This is a genomic window from Aurantibacter sp. UH7 (assembly GCF_056839165.1).
Genome location: NZ_CM166388.1, coordinates 727,424 through 754,072 on the forward strand (window position 1 = coordinate 727,424; position 26,649 = coordinate 754,072).

Here is a 26,649-nt window from a genome sequence, read left to right on the forward strand (position 1 = left end):
GTATTTTTGATTTTTAATATGTATAACCCCTCATGTTCTAGAGTTTACTTCGCTAAAATAAGTCTATTATTTTTAGCTGTATTCTTGGCTTCATGTAATACACTTAGGCGAGTAGACGATAATGAACTTTTAATTATAAAAAATACTATTTACGCTGACAGTCTAAAAGTGAGCAGTGAAGACATAAATAGTTTAATAGTTCAAAAACCAAATAGTGCATTATTAGGATATCCGTTGCGTCTTAATTTATTTAACCTTGCAAAAGAAAATCCTGATTCTTCATACAATGCTTGGTTGTATGGTAAGGAAAAAAGAGAACAAAGATTAAACAAACTTTTATCCAAGAAACAAGTTCGTAGGTTAGGCGAATCTTTTGCTGTCAAAGGTATTCATGAATGGCTAAAGAAAATAGGAGAACCCCCTGCAGTTTTAGATACCACAAAAACATTAAGATCATTAACACGCCTTAATGCTTATTATCATAGCAAAGGATATTTTAATAATACTGGTTCCTTTACTATAGATAGTTTAAAAAAGAAAAAACGTATTGGTGTAAATTATAATATAGATTTAGGCAAACCTTATATGATTGACACGTTAATGCAGAAAATAAGTTCACCTGCATTAGATTCTATTTATAAACTAAATACCGCGGAATCGTATGTTGTACCTGGCGAAAAATTTGATATTGACAATTTTAATAATGAACGCGAGCGTTTAACTACCTTATTCAGAAATACAGGTATATATAATTTTCAAGAAAGTTCTATTTCATATACCATAGAACGTGACACTTTCGTATTTAGAGATGATCAAGAAATGGATATTCAATTAAATATTGAAGACCAAAGAAGACGAGGTGATGGTGTCGCATCAACTTCAAAATATGAAGTACATCGTTTTAAGAATATAAATATTCACACAGATTATGATTTTACTGGAGAAGAGAACGAAGAGTTTATTAGATATAATGATTATACAATTTTTTATAGAGGCAAATTACGTTTTAAACCAAAAACCTTAGCAAACGCAGTCTTCTTTAAAAAAGATAGTGTTTACAGAGACATAGACCGCGTAAGAACGAATAGGCAAATTGCAAACCTTAATGTTTTTCGCTATCCAACTATATCTTATGATCAAGATCCGGAAAAACCATCAGATCTTACTGCAAATATCTATCTTCAATCAAGACCTAAATATTCTTTAGGTTCAGATTTTGATATTAATCATTCAAATATTCAAAGAGTCGGATTAGCATACAGTCCGTCATTGCAAGCACGGAACATATTTAAAGGAGCTGAAAATTTGAGTTTAACTGGCAGATTGAGCATTGGTAATTCTCGAGATGAATCTATTGTAGATAAACAATTCTTTAATATTCTAGAATTTGGTGCAGATTTAAATTTAAACTTTCCTAGAATTTGGTTACCATTTATAAATACAGATAAAATAATTCCAAGTTACACCTTACCACGAACACGAATGTCTATTGGTGCCAGCGCACAACAAAATATAGGATTAGACAAGCAAACATTCAATACAGTCTTAGGTTACAATTGGACACCTTCCGATTTTAAAAAACATAATGTTGAACTTTTAAATGTTCAGTTTGTTAGGAACGTTAACCAAGAACGATTTTTCAATGTATACACAAATTCATTTTCCTCATTAAATGATATTGCTACTGCAACCACATCGTACGATTATATTACTGTTGCGCCAGAACTTTTTACTATAGGCGAAGATACTGATGACACTCAATTAATCATACCAGATGGGGCTAATGAATTCATTACTCAAATCGAAAATGGAACACTAGGTAGTACTTCAGACGATTATGTTGATGTAATTAATATAAAAGAAAGACGAGACAGACTTACACAAAACAATTTAATTTTTGCAACCAACTACACTTTAAATTTAACAAACAGAAATGGAATTACAGACAATCAGTTTTATTCTTTTCGTTTTAAAGTAGAAAGTGCTGGAAACTTACTTTCTGGACTATCCTATTTATTGCCTTTTAGTGAAGATGATAATGGTGATTTATTAGTATTTAATGTTCCATATTCGCAATACTTAAAAACTGAATTTGATTATGTAAAGTATTGGGATCTTTCTAATTCTAAAGTATTAGCACTCAGAACTTTCTTCGGTATAGCTGTACCATATGGCAATGCAGACAACATTCCTTTTGTGCGAAGTTATTTTGCGGGTGGGTCTAATGACATTAGAGCTTGGACACCTTATTCATTAGGTCCGGGACGAACCAATGCAATTAATGATTTTAATGAGGCAAACTTAAAAATGGCGGCTAGTTTAGAATATCGCTTCCCTATTGTTGGAGATATCAACGGGGCCCTTTTTGCTGACGCCGGCAACATTTGGAATGTTTTCGACAATGTAGAAGATCCCGATGCAACTTTTAATGGAATTAGCTCCTTGGGTGATATAGCATTAGGCACAGGGTTTGGCGTTCGATATGATTTTACATACTTCTTATTTCGACTAGATTTAGGTTTCAAAACTTATAATCCAGCAGAAGAGGTTTCAAAACGTTGGTTTAGAGACTATAATTTTGCTAATTCCGTACTTCAGATTGGAATAAACTATCCTTTTTAGCTATTCGTGTCTAACGCTAAATATTTTATTACATTTGTCGCTTAACAAAAAAAGAAGAAAATATGTCCCATAATATAAAGGCAGGTGTTGCCACTGGTGATGAAGTACAAGCAATTTTCAACTATGCAAAAGAGAAAGGTTTCGCATTACCTGCGGTAAACGTAATTGGTTCGGACACAATTAATGGTGTTTTAGAAACTGCTGCAACTTTGAATGCCCCTGTAATAATCCAATTTTCTAACGGTGGTGCTCAATTTAACGCTGGTAAAGGTCTTTCAAACGAAGGCCAAAAAGCTGCTATTGCAGGAGCTGTTGCCGGAGCAAAACATGTTCATGAATTAGCAAAAGCTTATGGGGCCACTGTTATTTTACATACAGACCATTGTGCTAAAAAATTACTTCCTTGGATTGACGGATTATTAGATGCAAGCGAAAAACATTTTGCTGAAACTGGAAAATCACTTTTCAGTTCACATATGATTGATCTTTCTGAAGAACCAATTGAAGAAAATATTGAAATATGCAAAGGTTACCTTGAGCGTATGAGCAAAATGGGAATGACACTTGAAATAGAGCTTGGTATTACAGGAGGTGAAGAAGATGGTGTAGACAATTCAGATGTAGATGATTCAAAATTATATACACAACCAGAAGAAGTAGCTTATGCATATGAGGAATTATCTAAGGTAAGTCCTAAATTCACAATTGCAGCAGCATTCGGAAATGTGCATGGTGTTTACAAGCCTGGAAATGTAAAATTGACTCCAAAAATCCTAAAAAATTCACAAGAATTTATTTCAGAAAAATATGGTGTTGAACATAATCATATCGATTTTGTTTTTCACGGTGGATCAGGTTCTACAGTAGAAGAAATAAGAGAAGGAATTAGCTACGGTGTTATCAAAATGAATATTGATACTGATTTGCAGTATGCTTTTCTTGCAGGTGTAAGAGATTATATTCAAGGCAAAAAAGATTATCTTCAGAGTCAAATCGGAAATCCTGATGGTGCAGATGAGCCTAATAAAAAACATTACGATCCTCGTGTTTGGTTACGTGAAGGTGAAAAAACTTTTGTTGAGCGATTAAAAAAGGCCTTTGAAGATCTTAATAATATTAATACCTTGTAAAAGGTAGTTTTCCAAAACTATATAACCCTAAATAATGGATAATATGTCGTCGTGGTTTAAAAGGAAGGAAAAAGGAATTCAAACTGCTACTGAAGAAAAAAAAGACACCCCGAAAGGTTTATGGTATAAGTCACCAACCGGAAAAATAGTCGAATCTGAGGTTCTTGCACAAAACTTTTATGTTAGTCCAGAAGATGATTATCATGTTAGAATCGGTAGCAAGGAATACTTTGAAATACTTTTTGATGATAATAAATTCAAAGAGCTAGACGCCAAGTTGTCTTCGAAAGATCCTTTAAAGTTTGTGGATACAAAAAAGTATTCCGAACGTTTAAAGGCGGCCGAGAAAAAAACAGGATTAAAAGATGCTATTAGAACTGGTGTTGGTAAATCGCTTGGTAAAGATTTGGTAATATCTTGTATGGATTTTGCTTTCATCGGTGGATCAATGGGAAGTGTAGTTGGTGAAAAGATTTCACGTGCTATTGATTACTCGATAAAAAAGAAGATACCTTTTCTACTGATTTCAAAATCAGGTGGTGCGAGAATGATGGAAGCTGCATTATCACTTATGCAATTAGCTAAAACATCGGCTAAATTAGCGCAATTGGCAGAAGCTGGCATTCCTTATATCTCTCTTTGTACAGATCCAACAACTGGTGGTACTACTGCATCGTATGCGATGTTAGGAGACATAAACATTGCTGAACCAGGTGCTTTAATCGGTTTTGCAGGACCAAGAGTTGTAAAAGATACTACAGGTGCAGATTTACCTGAAGGTTTTCAATCAGCAGAATTCGTATTAGAACATGGTTTTTTAGATTTTATAGTACATAGAAAGAATCTGAAAAAGAAAGTAAATCAATACATCGATTTAATTCAAAACAATCCAATTCGTAAATAAAATACACTTTTTGGGTTAAAATAACAGGAGGCACTTTAGCCATATATCTATTGGTATGTAAAAAAAGTGCCTTTCCATTTAAAAAAACGCATAATAGTACTATATTTGCACGCTGATTGAAAATCAGTCAGATACATAATAATCATTTACAACAATATTTGCATGTACTTAACAAAAGAAGTAAAAGCCGAGATTTTTAAGAAACACGGCGGAAAAGCAGAGAACACAGGTTCTACTGAAGGTCAAATTGCTTTATTCACACACAGAATAAATCATTTAACTGGACATTTAAAAAAGAATCACAAAGACTACAACACAGAACGTTCATTAGTGAAGCTAGTAGGTAAAAGAAGAAGTCTTTTAGATTATATGATAAAGAAAGATATTGTTAAATATCGTGAGCTTATTGTAGAATTAGGTATTAGAAAATAATTTTTAAAAAGGGGAAAGTTAGCTTTCCCCTTTTTTAAATTATGCTGAATTCATTTTTAGCATATGAATATTTTAGTAAAAAGCCCTTATTTATTTAAGGCAAATTAAAAGCTACTCACAGTTTTTCATTGGTCAGTGCCAAAGGCACATACAACAACACAACCTTCCGGCCTCAACATCCGGATGACCATTGTTTAACAGTCTGTCTATTGGCAGATACAAATCAATTTTATGATTCCAAAAGTATTTAAAGAGGTCATTGACCTCGGTGACGGTAGAGAAATTTCTATCGAAACAGGAAAATTGGCAAAACAGGCACATGGCTCTGTTGTTGTTCAATCTGGTAAATGTATGTTATTATGTACTGTAGTTTCAAATTACAGACAAAGTGATGTAGACTTTTTACCACTTACGGTAGATTACCGTGAAAAATTTGCAGCTGCTGGTCGTTATCCAGGTGGTTTCTTCAAAAGAGAAGCAAGACCTAGTGATGGCGAAGTATTAACCATGCGTTTAGTTGACCGCGTATTGCGTCCACTTTTCCCAAAAGATTATCACTCTGAAACTCAGGTGATGATTCAATTAATGTCTCATGACGATGATGTTATGCCAGATGCAATGGCAGGTTTAGCTGCTTCTGCTGCCATCCAACTTTCAGATTTCCCATTTGAATGTGCTATTTCTGAGGCAAGAGTAGGTCGTGTTAATGGTGAATTTGTAATCAACCCAACTAGAGCTCAGTTAGCAGAATCTGACATCGATATGATGATTGGTGCCTCTGCAGATTCAGTAATGATGGTTGAAGGTGAGATGGATGAAATTTCCGAAGAAGAAATGACAGAAGCTATCAAGTTTGCACACGAAGCTATAAAAGTACAATGTGCAGCTCAAATTAAATTAGCTGAAGCTTTCGGTAAGAAGGAAGTTCGTGAATACGAACCAGAAAGAGCTGATGAAGATTTAGCTAAAAAAGTATATGACTTGGCTTATGACAAAGTATATGCTGTTGCTAAAGCTGGTTCAGCTAAGCATGAAAGAAGTGCTGCATTTAGTGAAATTAAAGAAGAAATTAAAGCAACTTTCTCAGAAGAAGAATTAGCTGATTTGGGTGGTTTGGTTTCAAAGTACTACAGCAAAGCTGAAAAAGCCGCTGTTCGTGACCTAACCTTAAATGAAGGTTTACGTTTAGATGGCCGAAAGACTAATGAAATACGCCCAATCTGGTGTGAAATAGATTATTTACCATCTACACATGGTTCAGCAATTTTCACACGTGGTGAAACCCAAGCATTAGCAACCGTAACTTTAGGTACATCTAGAGATTCAAATAAAATAGACATGCCATCTTACGAAGGCGAAGAAAATTTCTATTTACATTATAACTTCCCTCCTTTTTCAACAGGTGAAGCTCGGCCAATTCGTGGAACTTCTAGAAGAGAAGTTGGTCACGGTAACCTTGCGCAACGTGCATTAAAAGGAATGGTACCAAATGATTGTCCTTACACGGTACGTGTGGTTTCCGAAGTATTAGAATCAAATGGTTCTTCTTCTATGGCAACTGTATGTGCAGGTACAATGGCTATGATGGACGCTGGAGTTCAATTGAAAAAACCAGTTTCTGGTATTGCAATGGGGTTAATCTCTGATGCTGATTCTGGAAAATATGCAGTGCTTTCTGATATCTTAGGCGATGAAGATCACTTGGGTGATATGGATTTTAAAGTAACAGGTACTGCCGACGGTATTACAGCTTGCCAAATGGATATTAAAGTAAAAGGTCTTTCGTATGAGATTTTAGTGAATGCACTAAATCAAGCAAAAGAAGGTCGTTTACACATTCTTACTAAATTGACAGATACAATTGCGGCGCCAGCTTCAGATGTGAAACCACACTCTCCGAAAATGGTAACGCGTATTATACCTAACGAATTCATAGGTGCACTAATCGGCCCAGGTGGAAAAGTTATTCAAGAACTTCAAAAAGAAACAGGTACAACTATTGTTATTAATGAAGACCCTGTAACAGAAGAAGGTATTGTTGAAATATTAGGAACCGATCAAACTGGTATTGATGCTGTTTTAACCAAGATTGATTCTTTAATGTTCAAACCAAAATTGAATGAATCGTATAAGGTTAAGGTAATTAAAATGTTAGATTTTGGTGCTGTTGTAGAATATCTTGATGCTCCAGGTAACGAGACATTATTACACGTATCAGAATTGGCTTGGGAACGTACAGAAAATGTTTCTGATGTTGTTAATATGGGTGATGAATTCGAAGTGAAGTATTTAGGTACTGACCCAAGAACTCGTAAAGAGAAAGTTTCTCGTAAAGCACTTTTACCAAAACCAGAAGGTTTTGTTGAAAGACCACCACGTAAAAACAATGATCGTAGAGATGATCGTCGTGGAAGAGACAACAGAGATCGTAAGCCAAGAAGAGATTAATAAATCCCTTTACTTTTATTTGTAAAAACCCCATCTGTTCATAGCAGATGGGGTTTTTTATACCGTTTAACTATTATTTAAAGTTTTTTTACTCATTTTGTAACATTTCTCATGTTTCTACGTATAAGTATATGCAGTCTATGCAAATTGAACTTAATTTACTTACATGAGACAGCTTAAAATTACAAAACAGGTCACCAATAGGGAGACCGCATCTTTGGACAAGTACTTGCAAGAAATCGGCAAAGTTGACTTGATTACAGCAGATGAAGAAGTAGAATTGGCACAACGTATCAAGGCAGGCGACCAGATCGCTCTTGAAAAACTAACAAAAGCCAATCTTCGATTCGTTGTATCAGTTGCCAAGCAGTACCAAAACCAGGGCCTTACTCTGCCTGACTTAATCAATGAAGGAAACTTAGGATTGATAAAAGCGGCACAACGTTTTGATGAAACTCGTGGTTTCAAATTTATTTCATACGCAGTATGGTGGATTCGTCAATCTATCTTACAGGCGTTAGCAGAACAATCTCGTATTGTTCGTTTACCATTAAACAAAATTGGATCTATTAACAAAATCAACAAGACTTTTGCCTTCCTAGAGCAAGCGCATGAACGTATGCCTTCTCCAGAAGAAATAGCGAAAGAATTGGACATGACTGTTGAAGATGTAAAACAATCTTTGAAAAATTCTGGTCGTCACGTATCAATGGACGCTCCATTAATCGACGGTGAAGATTCTAACCTTTACGACGTACTTCGTAGTGGAGAGTCTCCAAACCCAGACAGAGAATTGTTACACGAATCGTTGCGTACTGAAATTGAGCGCGCATTAGAAACATTGACTCCACGTGAGGCAGACGTAATACGTTTGTACTTTGGTTTGGCAGGTCAACATTCTATGACTTTAGAAGAAATTGGTGAAACTTTTGATCTTACAAGAGAAAGAGTTCGTCAAATTAAAGAAAAAGCAATTCGTAGATTAAAGCATACCTCAAGAAGTAAAATCTTGAAAACTTATCTTGGATAGACAAAATATAAAATGTTAAAAATGCTTTGATTGTATTTTTGGCATATTAATTGTATTTTGTACAACGTAACAACAGTTTATCATGACTGTTCGTTTTTTGATTGATGAATAAACTCCGGCTGATTACCGGAGTTTTTTCATTTATAATAAATAACACTTATTCTAAAGTATCTTTTTGATGGATAAAAAAGTCAATAAAAAGCAGGAACAACAAAACAATCCGCTTCATGGTGTGAAATTGGTTGAAATATTAGAGTTCCTTACCAAAAAGTATGATTGGGAAGATCTTGCTGGTCAAATAGACATTAATTGTTTTAAAAGTAATCCATCAATAAAATCATCATTAAAATTTTTACGTAAAACCCCTTGGGCCAGAGAAAAAGTAGAGCATTTATATTTAAAATCAATAGTTAAGTAATGGGATTTAATATTGTACTAATTGCACCAGAAATCCCTAACAACACAGGTAATATTGGTCGCTTAGCATTAGCAACAGGTTCAACATTGCATTTAGTAAAACCATTCGGTTTTGAAATAAATGATGCTCGTTTAAAACGTGCAGGATTAGATTACTGGAAACACATTTCGCTACACATTTATGAAAATATCGAAGAATTCTACGCGGTTAATAAAGACAAAACTATGGTGTACTTTTCTAGTCATGGTTCAAAAAATCACTGGACTATACCTTTTGAAGATGACATGTATTTGGTTTTCGGAAAAGAATCTGTTGGCCTCTCCGAAAAATTACTAAATATCAATTCCGCTAAGTTGTATAAAATCCCATTATACAGTGAACATATTCGAAGTTTAAATTTAGCAAATTCAGTGGGCATAGCTATTTATGAAGGGCTACGGCAATTAAAATGATAAGTAAAATATTCTATTCTTCGAATTGAATAATCAACATTCATTTTAAAATTGGTTATAAATTTATCAAACTCCAATCATTACCTAATTTTCTGACCTTTAGGTCAAATTATTTTTGGTACCTTCAATTCTCAAAATTTTATATAAAATGAAGACGACCAAACTCCTATTTTTATTACTAATTATTGTTTTTTCTTGTAAACAAGAAGACAAAAAAACCGATGAAACAGCAGAGCTAAATACCGTAGTTCTTGATAGTATTACAATTAATCTTCCCTCAGGTTTCGAACTTGAAGAATTGTACAGTCCTAGCGATCATGAGCAAGGCTCGTGGGTAGCTTTAGCACAAGGCCCTGATAACAAAATGTTTGCTTGTGATCAGTATGGGAAAATTTACCAATTTAATGCACCTGCCGACGGTGCAACGTTAAAAGCAACTGATGTTAAACCGATAAATTTACCCATTGGTGAAGCACATGGTTTGCATTGGGCATTTAACAGCTTGTATGTGGCTGTAAATAAAAGGTGGCAAGATGATGTGCCTGATGATGAAGAATATGGAAGTGGTATTTATAGAATTACTGATTCTGATAACGACGGTGAATTAGATAAAATTAATACACTAATGAAGTTAGATGGCGCTGGTGAACATGGCCCTCATAGCTTTTTGACTTCTCCTGATGGTAAAGAATTATATTTTATTGCCGGAAATCATGTAATAATTCCCGATGCCGTTAAAGAAAAAACTAGACTACCATCGAACTGGGGTGAAGACAATCTTTTTACTCCTTATCTTGATGCCCGTGGTCATGCAAATGATATAAAAGCACCAGGTGGTTGGATTGCTAAATTTAATCCAGAAGGTACAGATTGGGAATTAATTTCAGCTGGCTATAGAAATCCATTTGATATGGCTTTCAATAAAGATGGCGAGTTATTTGCTTACGATGCAGATATGGAATGGGATATAGGCATGCCTTGGTATAGACCTACACGAATTTGTCATGTAACTAGTGGTAGCGAATTTGGGTGGAGAACAGGTTCAGGAAAATGGCCTGCATACTACCCAGATGCATTACCTGCTGTACATAATTTAGAACAAGGCTCACCAACAGCCGTATTAGCTGGAGACCGCTTAAATTTTCCTTCTAAATACGATGATGGAATTTTAATTATGGACTGGAGTTTTGGCACCATTTATTTTATTGATATCGAACCAGTAGGAAGTACTTATAAAGGAGAACGAGAAGAATTTTTATCTGGAACTCCCCTACCCTTAACTGATATGATCGCCGGGGCAGATGGTAATTTATACTTTGCAACTGGTGGAAGAAGAATAGATTCGCATTTTTACAGACTTAAATACACAGGTGATGATACTGAAAAAGCTGCATTAGCTGAAAATACTGTAGGTAAAGAAGCGCGACAATTAAGACGTAGTATCGAAAAATTTCACTCCGAACAATCTTCAGAAGGTATTTCACTTGCTTGGGATAACTTAGATAGTGACGACAGATTTATACGTTACGCATCTAGAGTTGCGCTTGAACATCAACCTATAGCAGATTGGCAACAACGCTTCTTTGAAGAAAAAGAGCCGACCAAAATTGTGGAGGCAAGCATTGCCTTAGCACATCAAGGAAATAAAAGTTTACAATCTAGAATTTTAGAAAAATTAAACCAATTAAATCTAGAAACGCTAACAGAAACAAATCAGATTAATGTATTGCGAGCATACGAGCTTCTATTTATTAGAATGGGAGAACCAAACAACGCAACAAGAATTGCAACTGGGAAAAAATTAAACACCTATTTCCCAAATGCAAATAATACCGTTAATAGAGAATTGGCACAAGTATTATTGTATTTGAAAGCAGATGGAGCAACAGAAGGTTTGGTAAATCTTCTTGAGAAGCATGCTAAAGAAAAAACCATTACCGAAGGTGTTGAAATGCTTTCTGAAGAGGCATCTATGCGAAGTGAGCAATATGGGCCATTAATTAGAGATGTAATAGCAAAAATGCCACCAAGTGAATCTATTTACTATGGTATGCTTTTAAGTCATGCGAAAGAAGGCTGGACAAAAGAATTACGTGAAAAATATTTTAAATGGTTTTTTGATGTTATGAGTTCCAAAGGAGGAATGAGTTTTAAAGCCTACATTGAAAATGTTAGGCAAGAGGCCATGGCCAAGGTGCCTAAAAAGGATAAAGAATATTTCGAAGAAATTTCTGGAATTTATTCACCAGCAGATGACATGGCTGATATTCCAGATCCTATTGGCCCAGGAAAAGCTTATACTATGCCTCAAGCAAGAGCCGCATTCGATGCAAATAGCAAACCTTACAAAGGAGCTATTGCCGATGGAGAACGCGCATACAAAGCTGCTTTATGTATCACTTGCCACAGAATGAAAGGAGAAGGTGGAGCTACCGGACCAGATTTAACGCAAATGCATACGAAGTTTGGTAGTTATGATTTAACCTTTGCATTAGTAAGTCCAAGTGAGGAAATTTCAGATCAATATTCAAATACAATCTTTCATACCAAAGATGGTAAAAAAGTGATTGGTCGTTTAATTTCCGAAGAAGGCGATTCTTTAAGTATTATGCCGAATGCTTACAACCCATCATATACGTTAAAATTAGCCAAGACTAATGTTGAAAAACAAGAATTATCACCAGTTTCACCAATGCCTCCAGGTTTATTAAACAGGCTAAATGAGCAAGAGCTTACAGATCTTTATGCCTATTTATTATCTGGTGGTGATAAAAATCATAAGATTTACACTGGTAAAAAATAAACCCTTATAATTTAAAATAGTAAATAAAATCGCCTTATTTTACCTCAAAGGGAAATCAGGCGATTTTCATCATTCAAGAAAGAAGTTTAAAACATTTAGTTTTTAAATAGACCGTATTATATAAAAATAAGAGTACAAAAATGAGTAATACAAAAATAGCCCCGTCATTACTTGCTGCTGATTTTGGCAATCTACAGCGTGATGTTGAAATGGTAAATAATAGTGCTGCCGATTGGCATCATTTAGATATAATGGATGGAGTTTTCGTACCAAATATTTCTTATGGAATGCCGGTTATTAAGACAATTAATGAGCATGCTACAAAACCATTAGATGTTCACTTAATGATTATCGATCCAGACCGATATATTGAAACATTTGCAAATTTGGGCGCCACTAATTTAACGGTACATTATGAAGCATGTACACATTTACACAGAACTCTTCAAGCTATTAAAAATGCAGGCATGAAAGCCGGTGTAGCTATGAATCCTCATACTAATGTAAGTCTATTAGAAGATATAATAAATGATATAGATTTAGTTTGCTTAATGAGTGTGAACCCCGGGTTTGGTGGCCAATCTTTTATAGAAAACACGTACAATAAGGTCCGAGATTTAAAAGCCCTAATCGACAGAAAAGGTGCAAAAACTTTAATTGAAATTGATGGCGGAGTTACATCTAAAAACGCTAAAGCACTTGTAGATGCAGGTGCGGATGTTTTAGTTGCGGGCAGTTTTGTATTTAAAAGTGAAAATCCAACGAAAACAATTAGTGAATTAAAAGAAATTACAGCATAATGGAGCAGTACGATGTTATAATCGTTGGCGGTGGCCCTATAGGGATTGCCTGTGCGTTGGAGGCAAAGAAAAAAGGCCTAAAATATGTTATATTAGAAAAAGGTCCAATTGTAAACTCACTTTACAATTATCCCAAAAACATGCAATTCTTCTCCACTTCTGAACGGCTAGAATTAGATAATATTCCATTTATTAGTACGGAAGCAAAGCCAAAAAAAAATGAGGCTCTTGAATACTATCGAAGAATTGTTACGACAAATGATCTTAAAATTAATCTTTTTGAAAAAGTTGAAACAGTAGTTAAAAATGGTACTGCTTTTAAAATTAAAACCAGTAAGAATAGCTATGTATCAAGAAATGTGATAATCGCCACTGGTTTTTACGATTTACCAAATAAGATAAATGTTCCCGGTGAAGATTTATCCAAAGTATCTCACTATTATAACGACCCGCACTATTTTGCTGGGCAGAAGGTAGCCATTTTAGGAGCCAGTAATTCTGCAATTGACGCAGCGTTAGAATGTTGGCGAAAAGGCGCTGAAGTTTCTTTAATTATACGAGGACCTGAAATAGGTCAGCGTGTAAAGTACTGGGTACGTCCAGATATAATTAATAGAATAGAGGAAGGTAGTATTACCGCATTTTATAATGCCACAGTCGATAAAATTACAGAAACCGATGTAATTATAAATACACCGAAAGGTAAAATTAAATTGGAGAACGATTTTGTTCTTGCCTTAACAGGATACACTCCAAATTTTGATTTTCTACTAAATATGGGAATTAAGCTTTCTGAGGATGAAAAGCGACTTCCGAATTACAATCCTGAAACAATGGAGACCAATATTAAAGGATTATATTTAGCTGGAGTAGTTTGTGGAGGCATGGAGACTCATAAATGGTTTATCGAAAATTCAAGAATTCATGCGAAGCAAATAATGAAACACATCATTAAAAATTGAAAACTCTTTTCGTAGCATTTTTTTGTCTTTCTTTTAGTACTATTAATAGTCAGGGCCTTTCTGGATCAAAAATTAATGGATACAAAGGAATTTGGTTTGAACTGAACCAAAAATATGAATTTGGAGATAAATATTCAGGAGCACTTAGTACATATACAGCGAAACATGTTCCTTTAGCTATCTATTCAAAAACAGTTGACAAAACATATTTTGTTTACGGAGGCACTACATCAGATAAAGAGAAATACTTATTATGTATGATAGGCGAGTTTGACCATAAAACAGGAATGGTTTCTAAACCTATAGTGGTTTATGATAAACAGGGAGTAAATGACCCACATGACAATCCATCTTTATTAATTGATGAAAAAGGTTTTATATGGGTTTTTGTAAGCGGGCGCGGCAAAAAAAGACCTGGTTTTAAATACAAAAGCATAAAACCCTATTCGATACAGGCATTTACTCAGATAACAGAAGAAGAAATGACCTACCCGCAACCTTGGAAAATTGAAAAAGGTTTTTTTCACTTCTTCACAAAATACACTGGCGTTCGACAATTATATTATGAAACCAGTATAGATGGTATAAATTGGACACAAGATAAAATGTTAGCAGCAATTCCCGTAAACGAAGGTGAAAAATCTGGGCATTATCAAACGAGTAATACCTATAACAACAAGGTTGTCGGCACTTTTTTCAATAGACACCCAAATGGAAATGTTGATAAGAGAACAGACCTCTATTACGTGCAATCTAAAGACTTTGGCGGCACTTGGACTAATGTTGATGACATAGAACTTAATCTACCTATTAAAACGCAAGAAAGTGAAGCTAGAGTGGTGAACTATGCCACTTTAAATAAAAATGTATATGTAAAAGACATGGGATTTGACAATAATGGAAACCCAGCTTGTTTGTATGTTAGAAGTAATGGACATGAGCCAGGTCCAACAAGTGCACCATATGAATGGTGTATAACCAAATGGAATGGTAACAACTGGGAAACGTCTATCGTAACAACATCGGATCACAATTACGATATGGGTAGTCTTTATATTCAAAAAAATAAATGGAACATTGTAGGTCCTACTGAAAAGGGGCCACAACCTTGGGGCGTTGGTGGCGAAGTTGCTATATGGCAATCGAACAATAAAGGAGAAACTTGGGTAAAACAAAAATCACTAACGACTAATAGCCCAAAAAGTCATTCCTATGTTAGAAGACCAGTTAACAATAAAGCTCCGTTCAACTTTTTCTGGTCCGATGGAGATTCTCATACTTTTAGCAAATCGGAATTATATTTCGGGAATTTCAAAGGTGATATTTGGAAACTGCCTTATGATATGAAGGCAGACTTTGAGAAACCTACTAAGGTAAAGTAACATCAAATATTCTTGAGGTAAATTACCCCTAAAAGCTCCGCTTTGAAAATCGAAAAACCACTCTTACAATTTCAAGCAAGCTTGATTTGTCTATACTTAGGATTGGCTGCGCCTTTCCCTAAAAGCCCCGCTTTGAAAATCAAAAAACCACTCTTACAAATTCAAGCGAGCTTGATTTATCATTATTCGGGATTGGCTGCGCCCTTCCCTAAAAGCTCCGCTTTGAAATCAAAAAACCACTCTTACAAATTCAAGCAAGCTTGATTTGTCATTATTCGGGATTGGCTGCGCCCTTCCCTAAAAGCTCCGCTTTGAAAATCAAAAAACCACTCTTACAAATTCAAGCAAGCTTGATTTGTCGAGTGGTTTTTGATTTATTCGTGACCGCGAAGGGATTCAAACCCCCAACCCTCAGAGCCGAAATCTGATGCGCTATTCAGTTGCGCCACGCGGCCTTTATTTTATTAGACGGCTAAGATAATTTATTCTTTACAATGGTAGAAATAGTTTTTCCATCTGTTTTACCCGCTAACTCTTTTGAAACCATTCCCATTACCTTACCCATATCCTTCATACCTGAAGCGCCAGTAGATTCAATAGTCTTTACCACAACCTTTTCAACTTCTTCTTCTGTTAGCTGCTCTGGCAAAAATTGTTCAATTACGGCAACTTGAGCCAATTCAGGCTCAGCAAGATCAGCACGACCTTGTTCAGTAAATATAGCTGCACTATCTTTTCGCTGTTTTACTAATTTCTGAATCAATTTAACTTCATCATCTTCTGATAATGCTTCTGCTCCACTTTCGGTACTTGCTAATAGTAAAGCTGATTTAATTGCACGTAATGATTCAAGGGCAACGCTATCCTTAGCTCTCATAGCTGCCTTCATTTGCTCCATTACATCTTGTTGTAAACCCATAACTATTAATTTTTAAAAGAAAGCGAAGATAAAAAATAAACCCGAAAGCAAGGTTGGCTTTCGGGTTGTAAATAAAGTATGTTTAAAATTTAATCTACATTATCTTCTAAGAAAGAATTATTAGTACGAAGTTGAATCTCTCCGTTACTATCTTCACCTAAAGAAGTTCTCGAAATTTTATTTTCAGCATTTCTTTCAGTTAGATTAACACCTTGTCTTTTGTAAGCAGGTTCCTTCTCAATTTCTTCAATGCTATTTACATTGTTCTGAAACTTATAATTAAAATCCTTTAATTTTCTTCTTCGCTCATCTGCCCTTTCCTTTAAAAGCTCTTCTAATGGGCTATCCATAGGGTCAATTTCTACTTCAGTTTTAACTTGTTCATTAGGCTGTAAAACTTTCTTTTCGAACACTAACTCATCTTCAACTATTTTTGGCTCAAACTCTTCTGCTTTAGATTTAGCACCAGTTAATTTATTTTCCAACTCCATATAATCATCTAGACTATAGCGAGTCTCACCTTGCTTATTATATTCTAGAACAGGTATAACTTCAACGTGATCTTTCACATCCAAATTATTAACTTCTTCATCCAAGTCAAAACTTATCATTCGTTCCTTCTCTTCCTCTTGTTTTTCATTTTCTGTAACCAAAGGCAAATCGAATCCTATTGAAAACTGATCTTCTTCATCAGCCGAAAGTTCTTGTGGGTCTACTACTTCAATATTCCTAGCAGCTTCTGTCGAATCAATTATAACAAAATCATCTTCAGACACTTCTCCTTTAGCTACTTCTTCAATTACTTCATCATAAAAAACATTAAAGTTTCTGATATAGTTTGAAGTCGGTATTAAATCCATACCTATTTCAGTTTCAGAGTCATCTACTAATGTATGCTTAATTACAGGATCTGGAACAACTTCTACTTCCTCTTCAATACGATGAACAACATTTTGTGCAGTTAAATCTCTTTCAGCACGTTGCTCTTCTTCTAGTGTGTGAATTATTTTTTTAGCTTCAGTATTTACAATTTCATTCTGTTGATCAATATCAAAACCTGTAGCAATTACAGTTACCGCAATAGCTTCTCCTATATCTTGGTCCTCACCAACACCCATAATGATATTTGCACCATGACCAGCTTGAACTTGTATATGATCATTAATTTCTCCTATTTCATCAATGGTAATTTCTTGAGACCCAGAAACAATTAATAACAGTACATTTTTCGCCCCTGAAATTTTATTATCATTTAAAAGTGGAGAATCTAATGCCTTCATAATTGCCTCATTAGCTCTAGTTGAACCAGAAGCTGTAGCAGAACCCATAATAGCTGTACCACTATTAGATAAAACTGTTTTAGCATCTCTAAGGTCAATATTCTGAGTATAATGGTGTGTAATTACTTCCGCAATCCCTCTTGCTGCTGTAGATAGTACTTCATCAGCTTTTGAGAAACCAGCTTTAAAGCCCAAGTTGCCATATACTTCACGAAGCTTATTGTTATTGATAACAATTAATGAATCAACATTTGCTCGTAATTTTTCAATTCCAATCTGAGCTTGCTCACAACGCATCTTACCTTCGAATTCAAAAGGCATAGTAACAATACCAACAGTAAGAACATCTAAATCTTTGGCTTGTCTTGCGATTACAGGAGCAGCACCAGTACCTGTGCCACCGCCCATTCCTGCAGTAATGAAAATCATTTTAGTTGTTGTAGATAACATTTGCTTGATTTCCTCCATACTTTCAAGCGCAGCCTGTTCACCTACTTCAGGATTAGCACCAGCTCCCAATCCTTCTGTTAATGAAACTCCCAACTGTATTTTATTAGGTACCGAACTATTGTTCAATGCCTGAGAGTCTGTATTACAAATTATAAAATCGACTCCGTTAATTCCTGATTGGAACATGTGGTTGATGGCATTACTTCCGCCACCACCGACTCCAATCACCTTAATTACATTACTCTGGTTTTTCGGGAGATCAAATGAAATATTTTCAAACTCGGTGTTATTGCTCATAGTACTTTTATTACTGGTTAATGTTCTTATTCTTTATTCTCGTTTATTCCGCGTTATCTAAAAAGTCTTTGAGCTTCTCAGACCATTTGTCAAAAACGGACTTACGTTCTTTATTTCCTTGGGGGGTTTCTATAGCTTCATCCTCACCTGCTAATACAAGCTCTTCTTCCGCTATTTCTTCTTTTTGTTCCTCTGCAACTACTGTTTCTTCTTCATTAGTTTGAAACTCACCGTTTCGTACGGCATTCATTAACAAACCCACTGCTGTGGCATACAATGGACTAGCAATTTCTTCATCAGAATTACCAGCTAAATGTTCATTAGGGTAACCAATACGCGTATCCATACCGGTAATATATTCTACCAATTGTTTCAGGTGTTTCAATTGGCTACCGCCACCCGTTAGTACAATACCTGCAATTAATTTTTTCTTTTGCTCCTCGTGACCGTAGTTTTTGATTTCGACATAAACCTGCTCAATAATCTCAACTACTCTTGCATGAATAATTTTAGAAAGATTTTTAAGTGTAATTTCCTTTGGCTCTCTACCTCGTAACCCCGGAATGGAAACTATTTCATTGTCTTTATTCTCACCAGGCCATGCAGAACCAAATTTCATTTTTAACAACTCAGCTTGCTTTTCAATAATTGAACAGCCTTCTTTTATATCTTCTGTAATTACACCTCCACCAAAAGGAATAACAGCCGTATGACGAATTATGCCATCTTTAAAAATGGCCAAATCTGTAGTTCCACCACCTATATCAATAAGTGCTACACCAGCTTCTTTCTCTTCTTTACTTAAAACTGCATCTGAAGAGGCTAATGGTTCAAGCGTTATATTTCCTAAATCTAAACCAGCACTTTTAATACATCTTCCTACATTTCTAATGGATGATATTTGACCAACTACAACATGGAAATTTGCTTCCAAACGTCCGCCATACATACCAATAGGTTCCTTTATCTCAGCTTGACCATCAATTTTATATTCCTGTGGAAGCACATGAATAATTTCTTCACCAGGTAGCATAACCAATTTATAAACTTGATTTACCAAACGATCTAAATCATCATCATTAATAACTTCTTCAGAGTCTGTGCGTGTGATATAATCACTATGTTGTAAACTTCTTATGTGTTGCCCAGCAATACCGACTACAACCGACCCTATCTTAAGTCCTGAGTTAGCTTCCGCTTCCTCAACAGCCTGTTGAATAGATTTTATTGTTTGTGTAATGTTGTTCACAACACCTCTATGCACACCAAGGCTTTTCGATTTACCGATACCTAACACTTCAATTTTACCGTACTCATTTTCTTTACCAATAATTGCAACAATCTTGGTTGTACCGATATCGAGACCTACTGAATATTTTGTTGTTTCCATTTATTTTAAATTTTGGTGCACACTACTTGGTTATTGAATTCTAAATTGACCATTGCGTATTCGTTCAAAGATTCATCTTTATCAGCTTTGCTATAAAAAGCTTTGAACTTTTTAAACTTCACTGCTAGATTCTCTATATTTCCCAAATTCACCACAAACTGTTCCATTCGGAATTTTAGTTGATAATTTTCTAGACTTTCTATGTGTATACCTATCACATTTTTTCGCAAAAAATCATCTGTATTAATAAATTTCAATATTTCATATGCATCCTCAAGACCTTTACCAGTTATGTCACCAGTAATAATTGGCACTCTTGCCGAATGACTTCTTGAAAAAGGCATTCTTTTTCCATCATCATCCAAATAAAACTTGGTTTCTCCTTCAACACGACCAATTGGTCTTCGTTGTGTAATTTTCGACGTGAGCTCACCATTTACTGTTAAAAAAACTTCTGCATTCTTAACCATTTCATTGGCTTCGATGACTTCTTCAATCGTATTCAAAACTAATTTTTCTTTGCTCACATTAGTAAGCGGTCCGTAATTTTGTATTAACAATTTATTAACCGTTCCTTGTGTGATATACAAATTTTGATCACCAACGAATTCAACATTGATTCCGTTTACTTTTTTCTGCATATTTCTATGATTAGAAAATGCATAAAGCCCTGTAACCAATAACAATAAGCCTAATAACTTAATAAAGTTCTTATTAATTCGCATATTCAAATTCTTTTGTGATTTTTTCAACTTCTAGTCCAATATCTCCTGCACCCATAGTAACTAGTACATCAGGATTTTGGCTTCTTATTTCACTAATTAATTTATCTTTTTGAATTACTTTTTTGTTTGGATTTTCAATTTTCCCCATAAGCCACTCAGAACTAACACCTTCCATTGGTTTTTCTCTTGCCGGATATATCTCCAACAATAGAATACTATCAAATTTTGCTAGACTTTTTGCAAAATCATCAACAAAATCTTTAGTTCTAGAAAATAAGTGAGGTTGAAAAATAACTAACACTTTTTTGTTTGGATGCATTTCACAAATTGCATCATAAATGGCATTAATTTCTGTTGGGTGGTGCGCATAATCATCAATAAAAACAAAATCTTTTTCTTTGATTTTATATGAAAATCTACGTTGCACGCCTTTAAAGGTTTCAAGAGCTTTAGCAAGGCGGTCTGGTGGGGAACCAGTTTGCACCGCCATCGCGAAAGCAACCAAACCATTGAGCAAATTATGCCTTCCTGGTTTGCTGAACTTAACCCCTGTTAAATTAAAATCAGGAGTGCCCAAATCAAAAACGTAGGTGCCATGTACTATTTTTAAATTTCGAATACAATAATCCGAATCATCTTCTATGCCATAAGTGAACCCCGCTAACGGTAATCCATTTCTAACAAACAATTTTCCGTTTGGCTTTATACATCCCACAAAATCTTTAAAAGATTCTTGCAGTGTTTCTACATTGCCATAAATATCTAAGTGATCTGGATCCATTGATGTAATGCAAGCCACATCTGGAAATAATCTTAAAAAAGAACGATCAAATTCATCGGCTTCAACAACCGACACTTCATTGCCTTGAAAATAAAAGTTACTATTAAAATCTTCTGAAATACCACCCAAAAATGCCGTAAATGGAGTACCAGCTTCTTTAAGTAAATGTGCTAGAATACTTGTAGTGGTAGTTTTACCATGCGTACCTGCAACTGCAAGACAATAAGTATCTTTTGTAATTAAGCCTAAAACCTCAGAACGTTTTTTAATCTGAAAATCATTGTTTAAAAAGAATTGATACTCCGAATGTTCATTAGGAACGGCTGGCGTGTAAACAATAAGTGCGCCTGCGGAATCTTTAAAATTCTCAGAAACTTGTTCAATTGAATCTTCATAATGAATAGCAATACCTAAACCTTCTAATTCTTCTGTTAATGGCGTTTTAGTTTTATCATAGCCAGCAACTTCTTTGTTAATAAACATAAAATAACGTGCAAGAGCAGACATACCGATACCTCCGATACCGATAAAATAAACGCTATGTATGTTTTTTAAGTCCAAAATCTAATTATTTCTTTTCTATTAATTTTTCTATTTGATCAACAATGTTTTTAGTAGCATCAGGCAAGGCCAAACTTTTAATATTAGCACTTAGCTGCTCTTGTTTTTCTTGAGATTGAAATAAATCAGAAAACACTGTTTCAAAATTTTTATCTAATTCTTTTTCACGCAACATTAATGCCGCATTTTCAGAGACTAAAGCTTGCGCATTTTTGGTTTGATGATCCTCTGCAACATTCGGTGATGGAATAAATATTGTTGGTTTGCCAACAATACATAGTTCAGAAACCGACCCTGCTCCTGCTCTAGAAATTATAAAGTCAGCAGCTGCGTAAGCGTAATCCATATTATTAATAAAGTCAAGAACCTTCACTGAATCAGAATTGTATTTTTTATACTCTTCGATATATAGCTTACCACATTGCCAAATAACTTGTAAGTTTTTAGTCTTAAAAAAATCGAGTTCTTTTTCTATTAACTGGTTTACTCTTCTTGCACCAAGACTTCCGCCTAAAACAAAAATGGTCTCCTTTTCAGTACTCAATTCAAAAGAATTAATCGCTTTTTGCTTATCCACATTCATTGCAACCAAATCACCTCTAACAGGATTACCGGTTTTTATAATTTTATCAGCTGGAAAAAACTTTTCCATACCATCATAAGCCACACATATTTTGGCGACTTTATCTTTAAGCAATTTATTAGTCATACCAGCATATGAATTCTGCTCTTGTAGAACACAAGGAATACCACGACCAGAGGCAACTTTCAAAAGTGGCCCACTAGCAAAACCTCCGGTGCCGATAACGACATCTGGTTTAAATCGCGATACTATTTTTCGTGCTCTCAACAAACTACTTATCAATTTAAAGGGAAACATCAAATTCTTTAATGTCAGTTTCCGTTGCAATCCTGTTATCCAAAGACCTTCAATTTTATATCCGGCATTTGGTACTTTTTCCATCTCCATGCGATCTTTTGCTCCTACAAACAAAAACTCGGCATCAGCATGTCTTTTTTTCAACTCATTTGCTATGGCAATAGCTGGATAAATATGTCCGCCTGTACCACCTCCAGATAAAATAAATTTATAACTGCCCACTTAAAACTTCTAAAGGGTTTGTTATTTCCATATCTGTGCTTTCTTCTTTACTCTTTTTCCTGTCTTTATCTTTTACACTAGCACTGAGGATAATTCCTATTGCTAAGCATGTCATCCAACTCGATGTACCACCACTACTAATTAATGGTAATGTTTGCCCTGTAACCGGGAATAACTCAACGGCAACCGCCATGTTTATTAGGGCTTGAAACACTATCGGCAAGCCTACGCCTAACACCAATAATTTTGCAAAAATTGATGAATTAGCATTTGCTACGACCGCGATTCTAAATAGTAATAACAAGTAGAAAAACATTACTACAATTCCACCAACAAGTCCGTATTCTTCAACGATTATCGCATAAATAAAATCCGATGAACTCTGCGGTAAAAAATTCTTTTGTATACTCTTACCAGCACCTTTACCAACAATACCACCAGTGGCTATAGCTATTTTCGCTTTTTCTATTTGATAACCCGCTTCACCATCTTCACCATCAGTAAAGCTCGTAATGCGGTGTTCCCAAGTAGTAACTCGGTTACTAAATGAATCTGGAAATGCTTTCGCTACAAGTATAAATAGTGTAAGAAATAATAACCCCGTTCCAACTATACTTAATAAATATTTTGTGGGATATCCTCCTAGGAAGCACAGTAAAAGCACCATTGAAAAAATGATTCCAGCCGTAGAAAAGTTAGCTGGTAAAATTAAAATTATCACCAAAAAAACTGGCACCCATAAGGGAAGTATACTTTCTTTAAAAGTAATTTCTTGATCCTTAATTTTAGATAAATAACGAGCAACATAAATCATTAAAACCACCGAAGCCAAACTTGAAGTTTGAAAAGTAATACCCACAAGTGGTAATTGTATCCAACGACTAGCATTTGCACCATCTATTGTTGTGCCCTGTGCTATAGTAAAAGCTAACAATACCAATACAATAGGCATCGCAATTAATGATAAGCCTTTAAAATAATGACTTGGTATTCGATGTATTCCATAAATAATTCCAAAACCAAGAATCAACAACATGGCATGTTTAACCAAATGCCCCATAGTGGTACCACTACCAACAACATAAACCAAATTACTACTGGCACTATAAACCGGCAAGAACGAAAACAAAGCCAAGAGTGCCACTACAGCCCAAATGGTTTTATCTCCTTTAATATTTTGGAATAATGTTTTCACTTTTATCTATTACAAATTTTTAATTGCCTCTTTAAATTGATTGCCACGATCCTCATAATTCTCGAAAAGATCAAAACTTGCACAGGCAGGTGAAAGTAAAACTGTATCACCGCGCTCTGCTATTTTGTAAGCCACTTTAACTGCTTCCGACATTGCATACGTTTCTACCACCAAGTCGACTACATTGCCAAAAAATTCTTTAATCTTGGTATTATCTTCTCCCAAACAAACAATTGCCTTTACCTTTTCTCGTACTAAAGGCATCAACTCTTTATAGTCGTTGCCCTTGTCAACCCCGCCGACAATCCAGACGGTCGGGGAACTCATACTATCTAGGGCAAAAAAGGTGGCATTAACGTTCGTTGCTTTTGAGTCGTTAATGTATTGTACATGATGAATCTTCAACACTTTTTCTAGGCGATGTGGCGCACCTTGAAAGCTTGTAATACTTTCTCTAATGGTTTGCTTACGAATATTCACCAAAGTAGCTGCTAATGAAGCTGCCATGGTATTTTTCAAATTGTGTTTGCCTTCAAGCGCTAATGAGTCGGTGGTCATGTGTATTGTATTATTATTAATTGTTATTACTATTTTATTGTTCTCGAGATATGCACCTTCTTCCATTTTTTTTTCGATGGAAAATGGTATTAAGTGGGATTGGACTGGATGTTTTTCTAACCAACTGACTAAAACCTCATCATCAGCATCATAAATCAGATAATCTGTTTCAGTCTGATTTTTTGTTATCAGAAATTTAGAAGCGATATAATTTTCAAACTTATAATCGTACCGATCTAAATGATCAGGCGTAATATTTGTAATTATCGCAATCTGTGGTTTAAAAGTTGTAATACCGTCTAGTTGAAAACTGCTGATTTCTAAAACATAAAAATCAAAACTATTTTCCGCTACCATTTTAGCATAACTATCACCAATATTGCCTGCCATCGCTACATTTAAATCAGCTGATTTAAAAATGTGATTTGTTAGCATAGTGGTAGTCGTCTTACCATTGCTACCTGTTATACCAACAATAGTTGCATCAGTATATCTAGTGGCAAATTCAATTTCTGAAATAACCGGTATCTCTTTCGCAATTAATTCCTGTACTAAAGCAACCTTATCAGGTATACCAGGACTTTTCATTACGATATCGGCATTCAAAATTTTTGATTCGGTATGTTTACCTTCTTCCCAATCAATCCCAAAATGTTCAAGAACTTTTTTATATTTTTCCTTAATGAGTCCTTTGTCAGAAACAAAGACTTCAAATCCTTCTTTTAATCCTAAAATTGCAGTACCTACTCCACTTTCTCCTCCGCCTAATGCAACTAACCTTGCCATCTTATCTGACTTTTAAGGTCACGATAGACAGAATTGCTAACACGATACTTACAATCCAAAAACGGGTAACAATTTTACTTTCGTGATACCCTTTCTTTTGATAATGATGATGTAAAGGCGCCATTAAAAAGATACGCTTCCCTTCACCTAATTTTTTCTTTGTGTATTTGAAATAACCTACTTGCATCATAACTGATACAGATTCTGCTAGAAATATTCCACATAGAATAACCAGCAACAATTCTTTTCTAACAATAATTGCAATTACCGCGATAACACCTCCAATGGTAAGACTACCGGTATCGCCCATAAATACTTGAGCAGGAAAAGCATTATACCATAAGAACCCAATAAGTGCACCCGCAAATGCAGTAATAAATACCAAAAGTTCACCAGCACCCACGATATACATTATATCTAAGTACTCTGAGAAAATGATATTACCAGATACCCAAGCAAAGATTCCTAACGTAAAAACAATAATCGCTGAGGAACCCGCGGCCAATCCATCAATACCATCTGTTAAATTTGCACCATTCGAAACAGCTGTAATAATTAGTATTACGATAGGAATAAACAATAACCACCCATAATCTTTAGCACCTTCACCAGCCCAAGATATAAGACTACTGTACTCTAACTCATTATGTTTAAGAAATGGAACAGTAGTCATGGTAGATTTTACATCTTTACCTTTCACCTCTTCAACAGTATATTGTTCTGTAATTATAGTTTGATTATTCTCACGCATGGTAACCTCTGGATGGAAGTACAATACTGTACCCACAAAAAGTCCCAAGCCAACTTGACCCATAATCTTAAACCTACCTTTTAAACCTTTTTTATCTTTCTTGAAAATTTTAATATAATCATCAATAAAACCAATTATACCCATCCAAATAATGGTAATAATTAATAAGATGATGTAGATATTTAAAATGTCCGCAAAAAGTATAACTGGAATTAAAGTAGACATGATGATAATTAAACCACCCATTGTTGGTGTGCCAGATTTTTGTTTTTGACCATCTAAGCCTAAGTCGCGAACAGTTTCACCAATCTGTTTACGTTGCAGAAAAAGAATAATTCTTTTACCGTAAGTAGTAGCCAAAATAAGAGAAAGCAATACTGCCAACGCTGCCCGAAAAGTCTGAAATTGAAACAGACTAGCGCCGGGCACTTGGTATTGTTTTTCTAAATATTCAAATAGATAATACAGCAT

Annotated in this window: 21 protein-coding genes and 1 tRNA gene; 12 read left to right on the top strand and 10 right to left on the bottom strand. The window is 35.0% G+C overall.

The features are described 5' to 3' along the window. The first annotated feature begins 18 nt into the window (after positions 1-18). The 12 genes from tamL (at position 19) to UH7x_RS03150 (ending at position 15,383) form a co-directional block, all read left to right on the top strand. Positions 19-2,622 (top strand): translocation and assembly module lipoprotein TamL, encoded by a 2,604-nt coding sequence (tamL, locus tag UH7x_RS03095; protein WP_482362257.1) that lies wholly within the window; start codon positions 19-21, stop codon positions 2,620-2,622. Positions 2,623-2,684: 62 nt separating this feature from the next. After that, positions 2,685-3,752 carry a class II fructose-bisphosphate aldolase gene (gene fbaA, locus UH7x_RS03100; protein WP_482362258.1) on the top strand — a complete coding sequence of 356 codons (1,068 nt, stop codon included), beginning with the start codon at positions 2,685-2,687 and terminating at the stop codon, positions 3,750-3,752. 43 nt (positions 3,753-3,795) lie between these two features. Further along, complete coding sequence (gene accD, locus UH7x_RS03105) at positions 3,796-4,656, top strand: acetyl-CoA carboxylase, carboxyltransferase subunit beta (RefSeq protein ID WP_482363571.1); 861 nt, start codon at positions 3,796-3,798, stop codon at positions 4,654-4,656. Positions 4,657-4,818: 162 nt separating this feature from the next. After that, positions 4,819-5,088, top strand: coding sequence for a 30S ribosomal protein S15 (gene rpsO / locus UH7x_RS03110; protein ID WP_482362259.1), 270 nt, complete (start codon positions 4,819-4,821; stop codon positions 5,086-5,088). A gap of 231 nt (positions 5,089-5,319) precedes the next feature. Then, a complete protein-coding gene (locus tag UH7x_RS03115) occupies positions 5,320-7,536 on the top strand; it encodes a polyribonucleotide nucleotidyltransferase (protein ID WP_482362260.1) in 2,217 nt (738 codons plus the stop codon). Positions 7,537-7,702: 166 nt separating this feature from the next. Continuing rightward, entirely contained in the window at positions 7,703-8,566 is an 864-nt protein-coding gene (locus UH7x_RS03120) for a sigma-70 family RNA polymerase sigma factor (protein ID WP_027067982.1), read from the top strand. A gap of 178 nt (positions 8,567-8,744) precedes the next feature. Next, positions 8,745-8,984 carry a VF530 family protein gene (locus UH7x_RS03125; protein ID WP_482362261.1) on the top strand — a complete coding sequence of 80 codons (240 nt, stop codon included), beginning with the start codon at positions 8,745-8,747 and terminating at the stop codon, positions 8,982-8,984. Continuing rightward, positions 8,984-9,436: a tRNA (cytidine(34)-2'-O)-methyltransferase gene (locus UH7x_RS03130; protein ID WP_482362262.1), complete on the top strand. Its 453-nt coding sequence runs from the start codon at positions 8,984-8,986 to the stop codon at positions 9,434-9,436. Before UH7x_RS03125 ends, UH7x_RS03130 begins: the two co-directional genes overlap by 1 nt. Before the next feature lie 148 nt (positions 9,437-9,584). Then, on the top strand, positions 9,585-12,239 hold the full coding sequence (locus UH7x_RS03135; RefSeq protein WP_482362263.1) for a c-type cytochrome: 2,655 nt from the start codon (positions 9,585-9,587) through the stop codon (positions 12,237-12,239). A gap of 140 nt (positions 12,240-12,379) precedes the next feature. Next, a complete protein-coding gene (gene rpe, locus UH7x_RS03140; RefSeq protein ID WP_482362264.1) occupies positions 12,380-13,039 on the top strand; it encodes a ribulose-phosphate 3-epimerase in 660 nt (219 codons plus the stop codon). Next, complete coding sequence (locus tag UH7x_RS03145) at positions 13,039-14,001, top strand: YpdA family putative bacillithiol disulfide reductase (RefSeq protein WP_482362265.1); 963 nt, start codon at positions 13,039-13,041, stop codon at positions 13,999-14,001. Before rpe ends, UH7x_RS03145 begins: the two co-directional genes overlap by 1 nt. After that, positions 13,998-15,383 (top strand): BNR-4 repeat-containing protein, encoded by a 1,386-nt coding sequence (locus UH7x_RS03150; protein ID WP_482362266.1) that lies wholly within the window; start codon positions 13,998-14,000, stop codon positions 15,381-15,383. Before UH7x_RS03145 ends, UH7x_RS03150 begins: the two co-directional genes overlap by 4 nt. A gap of 381 nt (positions 15,384-15,764) precedes the next feature. Here UH7x_RS03150 and UH7x_RS03155 read toward each other — a convergent pair. The 10 genes from UH7x_RS03155 to mraY form a co-directional block, all read right to left on the bottom strand. Further along, a tRNA-Arg gene (locus UH7x_RS03155) sits at positions 15,765-15,838 on the bottom strand. A gap of 17 nt (positions 15,839-15,855) precedes the next feature. Next, on the bottom strand, positions 15,856-16,302 hold the full coding sequence (locus UH7x_RS03160; protein WP_482362267.1) for a GatB/YqeY domain-containing protein: 447 nt from the start codon (positions 16,300-16,302) through the stop codon (positions 15,856-15,858). Positions 16,303-16,391: 89 nt separating this feature from the next. Then, positions 16,392-18,329, bottom strand: a complete 1,938-nt coding sequence (gene ftsZ, locus UH7x_RS03165; RefSeq protein ID WP_482362268.1) for a cell division protein FtsZ — start codon at positions 18,327-18,329, stop codon at positions 16,392-16,394. A 43-nt stretch (positions 18,330-18,372) separates the two neighbouring features. Next, positions 18,373-19,719 carry a cell division protein FtsA gene (gene ftsA, locus UH7x_RS03170; RefSeq protein ID WP_482362269.1) on the bottom strand — a complete coding sequence of 449 codons (1,347 nt, stop codon included), beginning with the start codon at positions 19,717-19,719 and terminating at the stop codon, positions 18,373-18,375. 5 nt (positions 19,720-19,724) lie between these two features. Beyond that, positions 19,725-20,444 carry a cell division protein FtsQ/DivIB gene (locus tag UH7x_RS03175; protein ID WP_482362270.1) on the bottom strand — a complete coding sequence of 240 codons (720 nt, stop codon included), beginning with the start codon at positions 20,442-20,444 and terminating at the stop codon, positions 19,725-19,727. Further along, a complete protein-coding gene (murC, locus tag UH7x_RS03180) occupies positions 20,434-21,786 on the bottom strand; it encodes a UDP-N-acetylmuramate--L-alanine ligase (RefSeq protein ID WP_482362271.1) in 1,353 nt (450 codons plus the stop codon). The genes UH7x_RS03175 and murC overlap by 11 nt, the downstream gene beginning before the upstream one ends. A gap of 7 nt (positions 21,787-21,793) precedes the next feature. Continuing rightward, a complete protein-coding gene (gene murG / locus UH7x_RS03185; RefSeq protein ID WP_482362272.1) occupies positions 21,794-22,888 on the bottom strand; it encodes an undecaprenyldiphospho-muramoylpentapeptide beta-N-acetylglucosaminyltransferase in 1,095 nt (364 codons plus the stop codon). Next, a complete protein-coding gene (locus tag UH7x_RS03190; protein ID WP_482362273.1) occupies positions 22,875-24,083 on the bottom strand; it encodes an FtsW/RodA/SpoVE family cell cycle protein in 1,209 nt (402 codons plus the stop codon). The genes murG and UH7x_RS03190 overlap by 14 nt, the downstream gene beginning before the upstream one ends. A 9-nt stretch (positions 24,084-24,092) precedes the next feature. Next, positions 24,093-25,427 carry a UDP-N-acetylmuramoyl-L-alanine--D-glutamate ligase gene (gene murD / locus UH7x_RS03195; protein WP_482362274.1) on the bottom strand — a complete coding sequence of 445 codons (1,335 nt, stop codon included), beginning with the start codon at positions 25,425-25,427 and terminating at the stop codon, positions 24,093-24,095. Position 25,428: 1 nt separating this feature from the next. Next, positions 25,429-26,649, bottom strand: a complete 1,221-nt coding sequence (gene mraY, locus UH7x_RS03200) for a phospho-N-acetylmuramoyl-pentapeptide-transferase (RefSeq protein ID WP_482362275.1) — start codon at positions 26,647-26,649, stop codon at positions 25,429-25,431.